At 46.2% G+C, this 327-nt stretch carries 1 protein-coding gene; it reads right to left on the bottom strand.

All coding sequences use genetic code 11. From position 1 onward, the window contains the following. Positions 1-327 (bottom strand): Tn3 family transposase (locus tag FDX01_RS03560; RefSeq protein ID WP_170974750.1); only part of this gene is annotated, 327 nt, incomplete at both ends.

The raw sequence follows: 327 nt of genomic DNA, 5'->3' as shown, positions 1-327 counted from the left end.
GAAGAAATGACCTGCTTATTCGCACCTTCCCTAACATTTTCATTATCAGCGATGCGGTGACAATCCCCTGTTTAATTGAGGCTGCCAGGTACAATATTTTATCCCTGCGCGCCTCAATGTCTTTGAGATTCAGGCTGGTTGTTGATATGACGGACTGTTTCCCGGAATAACGCTCGGCCTTTTGATGAATAACCAGCCGCTTCTCATGAATATCCCGGATCCTTGGCGAAAAAGCGAATCCCAGCAGATGCATCAGGGTGAAAACATGCTCAGTGAAGCCCGCTGTATCGGTGTAATGTTCGGTAATTTTCAGATCACTTTCGCATT

This window comes from Citrobacter sp. wls613, assembly GCF_005281195.1.
Taxonomy (GTDB): Bacteria; Pseudomonadota; Gammaproteobacteria; order Enterobacterales; family Enterobacteriaceae; genus Citrobacter; species Citrobacter gillenii.
This window is presented reverse-complemented; position numbering and strand designations above follow the sequence as displayed.